General features: G+C 67.0%; 4 protein-coding genes. 3 read left to right on the forward strand and 1 reads right to left on the reverse strand.

Annotated features, from left to right (window positions below):
• Positions 1-826, forward strand: an 826-nt coding sequence (locus tag ACT84W_RS06635; RefSeq protein WP_444328632.1) for an ROK family protein, incomplete at its 5' end; no start/stop codon positions are given.
• A gap of 117 nt (positions 827-943) precedes the next feature.
• Here ACT84W_RS06635 and ACT84W_RS06640 read toward each other — a convergent pair.
• Entirely contained in the window at positions 944-1,804 is an 861-nt protein-coding gene (locus tag ACT84W_RS06640; protein WP_444328633.1) for a DegV family protein, read from the reverse strand.
• A 141-nt stretch (positions 1,805-1,945) separates the two neighbouring features.
• Between ACT84W_RS06640 and ACT84W_RS06645 the strand changes: the two genes are divergently transcribed.
• Entirely contained in the window at positions 1,946-2,560 is a 615-nt protein-coding gene (locus ACT84W_RS06645; RefSeq protein ID WP_444328634.1) for a DUF1836 domain-containing protein, read from the forward strand.
• A gap of 31 nt (positions 2,561-2,591) precedes the next feature.
• Positions 2,592-3,865, forward strand: a 1,274-nt coding sequence (nhaA, locus tag ACT84W_RS06650; RefSeq protein ID WP_444328635.1) for a Na+/H+ antiporter NhaA, incomplete at its 3' end; no start/stop codon positions are given.

Here is a 3,865-nt window from a genome sequence, read left to right on the forward strand (position 1 = left end):
CGCCGTGGTGTCCGGCGACGGCGAGGTCCTCGACCGCATGGAGACCCCGACGCTTGCGCCCGAGAAGACCGTCCCGCAGATGATCGAGTGGTTCGCGGCCCGCGACGTGGACGCGCTGGGCATCGGCGCCTTCGGCCCGACCTGCGTCGACCCCGCCGACGAGCGTTACGGCTCCATCCTCCAGACGCCTAAGCTCGCGTGGCGAGGCTATGGTCTTCGCGCCGCGTTTGCCGACGCCCTCGGCGTGCCGGTGGCCTACGACACGGACGTGAACGTCGCCTGCCTCGGCGAGGCGGTCTTCGGCTGCTGCAAAGGGCTCGAGGACGCCGTCTACGTGACCATCGGCACCGGCGTGGGCGCGGGCGTCATGTGCGCGGGCAGGCTGCTTCACGGCATGCTGCATCCCGAGGCGGGCCACATGCTGGTCCGGACCCGCCCGTCCGAGGAGGGGCGCTGCATCTGCCCGAGCCATGAGAGCTGTCTTGAGGGTCTCGCCTCCGGCCCCGCCATCGCCGCGCGCTGGGGAAAGCCTGCGGCTGAGCTCGCGGGCAACGACGAGGTGTGGGAGCTCGAGGGTGATTACCTCGGCCAGATGTGCGCGAACCTCGTGCTCATGTACTCTCCTCGCCGCATCGTCCTCGGCGGCGGCGTCATGCACCAGAAGCAGCTCTTCGACATCGTCCGAAAAAAGACCCTCGAGTATTTGGGCGGTTACATCCAGGCCCCCGAGCTCGAGGACATGGATTCCTATATCTGCGCCCCGGGCTGCGGCGGCGACCAGGGAATCCTGGGTGCGGCAGAGCTGGCAAGAAGGTCGCTTGCGTAGTCTGCGCGCCCTTCGCCATGCGAGGCATCTAAAAGGCGAGCGCTTCTTGCCAACTGGATGGCAAGAAGCGCTCGCCTTTTGCTCTCGTTTTTTACGGGATTGGGCGCCCCACTCCCGCTAGAGCCCCTGCACCGCCACGCCCACGAGGTTGGGGCCGGTGTGAACGAGAAGCGCGGGGCTGATGTCGGAGCGGACGACCTCCACCGCGTTGGCCACGCGCTCGCGCAGCGCCTGCTCCATGCGGTCATAGAGGTCGGCGCAGGCCGAGGTGCAGCTCACAGCCAGGCGTACCTTGGGGTGCCTCTCTGCGATGGCGGCGATGAGCTTGATCTCGGTGTCGAGCGCGCGGTCCCAGCCGCGGGCCTTCTTTGCGATGACGTAGTGCCCCTCCTCGTCGCAGGTGAGGACGGGCTTGATGTTGAGCACGCTGCCCAGGCGGTAGATCGTCTCGGTGATGCGGCCGCCGCGGCGCAGGTACTCGAGGTCGCGCACGGTGAAGAAGACGTTCGTGTTGCGCGCGACCATGCCGAGCGTCTGCTCGAGGTCGGACAGCGGCACGCCCTCCTCGACCTGGCGCACCGCCTCCATGACGACGAGGCCGGCGGCCACGCCGATGCTCAGCGTGTCGACGACCACGACGGGGAAGTCCTCCATCGTGCGCGCGACCATGCGGACCGTGTCGCAGGTGGCCGAGAGCCCCGACGAGATGCTCACGAACACGGCGGCCTTGTACCCGTCCGCCTTCGCGCGCGCGAACTCGTCGGCGATGCGCTCGGGGGAGGGCAGCGAGGTCTTGGGCACCTCCTGCTCGAAGCGCTCCACGACCTCGTCGGTCGTGATGTCGACGCCGCTCTCGTACGACGAGCCGTCGGAGTAGTTGATGCGCAGCGGCACCACGCGCACGTCGTGCGCCGCCGCGAACTCCGCCGGGCAGTCCGAGCCGGTGTCGGTGAGTACGGCGATGCGCTGGTCGTTCATGAGCTTCTCCCTTGGTGCCGGGTTCGTTAACAAATCGGGGTATACCCTCTTTTGGTCTATGATAACGCCACACGTGGTTTTGAATACTAGATGTCACGTTTTCGGGAAAAACACCAAACCCGAGCCAGAGGAGGACGCCCTATGGGCACCAAGCAGGCCGAGAAGTACGCAGAGGGAGCGGGCCAGATCGCCCCCTACGAGCCGCAGGCCAAGGCGGGCGCGCTCGCCGCGTACATGTCCTCCGTGCGCATCTACCGCATCGCGGAGCTGCCGCGCATCGAGCTCTACCTCGACCAGGTCATCACCCTCGTGTCCGACGAGCTCGCCTTCATGTGCCTGCCCGACGAGCAGACGCTGACCGGCTCGATGGTCAACAACTACGTCAAGCAGCGCCTCATCCCGGCCCCCAACCGTAAGCGCTACACGCGCCGGCACGTGGCGAGCCTGCTGTTCGTGTGCGCGCTCAAGCGGGTCTACTCCATCGCCCAGCTCCAGCAGATCATGGGTATGATTGAAGAAGCGCACGTAGACGCGGGCGCGCTCTACGATGAGGTCGTCGCGGCCCTCGAGTGCGCGCTCGCCGAGCAGTTCGCCGTGGGGCCCGACTTCGTCGCCCCCGTCGTGGAGCCGACCATCCGGCCCCGCGACGAGGCGGGCCGCGAGGTTGCCCCCGGGCTTGCCCGCGTGCTCGAGGCCGCCGTCGCGTCCCTCGCGGCGAAGGTGTACGTGGAACAGACCCTGGCGCTCGCCGAGTAAGGAGGCGTGTCGCCCGAGAAGAAAGGCGATCATGCCCAACAGCACCACCAACAGCACATCTTCCGGCACCCTGACCAGCATCTACGAGGAGCCGGCGGTCATCAAGCGCATCCAACGCTCGGGCGCGCTGGAGGAGGTGACCTCCAACGGAACCGTTGCCGCGGCCGTGATGGTCGGTGCGGCGCTCCTTGCCCTCGTGGTGGCCAACAGCCCAGCCTACGAGGCCGTCGAGCACTTCCTCATGCAGCCGCTTACGATCGGCTTCGGGGACATCCTCGCGTCGATCTCCGTCGAGGGGCTGGTCAACGACTTCCTCATGGCGATCTTCTTTCTCTTGGTGGGCATCGAGCTCAAGTACGAGATGACGGTGGGCCAGCTCCGCCGCCCGCGCCAAGCCGCGCTCCCCATGCTCGCGGCGGTCGGCGGCGTCGCCATGCCCGCCCTCATTTACCTGCTGTTCAATGCCGCCGGCCGCGCCCACGGCTGGGCTGTGCCCATCGCGACCGACATCGCCTTCGCCCTGGGCGTCGCGTCGCTTCTGGGCGACAAGATAAGCCCCGAGACCAAGGTCTTCTTCCAGACGCTCGCCATCGCGGACGACATCCTGGCCATCGTGGTCATCGCCGTCGCCTACGGCCAGGCGCCCGACATCGCCTGGTGCGCCGCCTCCGCCATCGTGATCGTCGTCCTGTGGGGGCTGAACCACGCGAAGGTCTACTCGCTCAAGCCCTACCTCGCCGTCGGCCTCGTCCTGTGGGTGTGCATGTACAACTCCGGCATCCATGCCACGCTCGCCGGCGTGATCCTCGCCTTCGCCCTGCCCGCGCAGTCCGACGTCAACCTCAACGAGTTCGGCACTTGGCTGGGCAAGAAGGCCCAGGTCCTCGACGACCGCTACGACGACGAGCGTCACGTGCTCGGCCAGCATTCCTTCACCAAGGGAGCCCTCAAGGTCGAGAGCGTCATCCACCACGTCACGCCGCCGCTCGAGCGCATGGAGCACTACATTAGCGTGCCGGTGAACTTCCTCATCCTGCCGATCTTCGCCTTCGTCAACGCCCAGCTTCACTTGGTGGGCACCGACTTCACCTCCATCATCGCCGACCCGGTGGCCCAGGGCGTTTACCTGGGCGCGGTGCTCGGCAAGCCGCTGGGCATCTTCCTCGTGACGTTCCTGCTGGTGAAGATCGGGTTCGCCAAGCTCCCCGAGCACATGGACTGGGTCCAGGTCGCCGCCATCGGCATCATGGGAGGCCTCGGTTTCACGATGTCCATCCTCATCAGCGGGCTGGCCTTCGCCGAGCC

This window comes from Paratractidigestivibacter sp. (assembly GCF_052362415.1).
GTDB lineage: Bacteria > Actinomycetota > Coriobacteriia > Coriobacteriales > Atopobiaceae > Paratractidigestivibacter.

What these genes read in the sequence shown, in the direction of transcription:
- ACT84W_RS06640 (WP_444328633.1), bottom strand. Translation starts at nt 1,804, where the DNA reads ATGAACGACCAGCGCATCGCCGTACTCACCGACACCGGCTCGGACTGC.
- ACT84W_RS06645 (WP_444328634.1), top strand. Translation starts at nt 1,946, where the DNA reads ATGGGCACCAAGCAGGCCGAGAAGTACGCAGAGGGAGCGGGCCAGATC.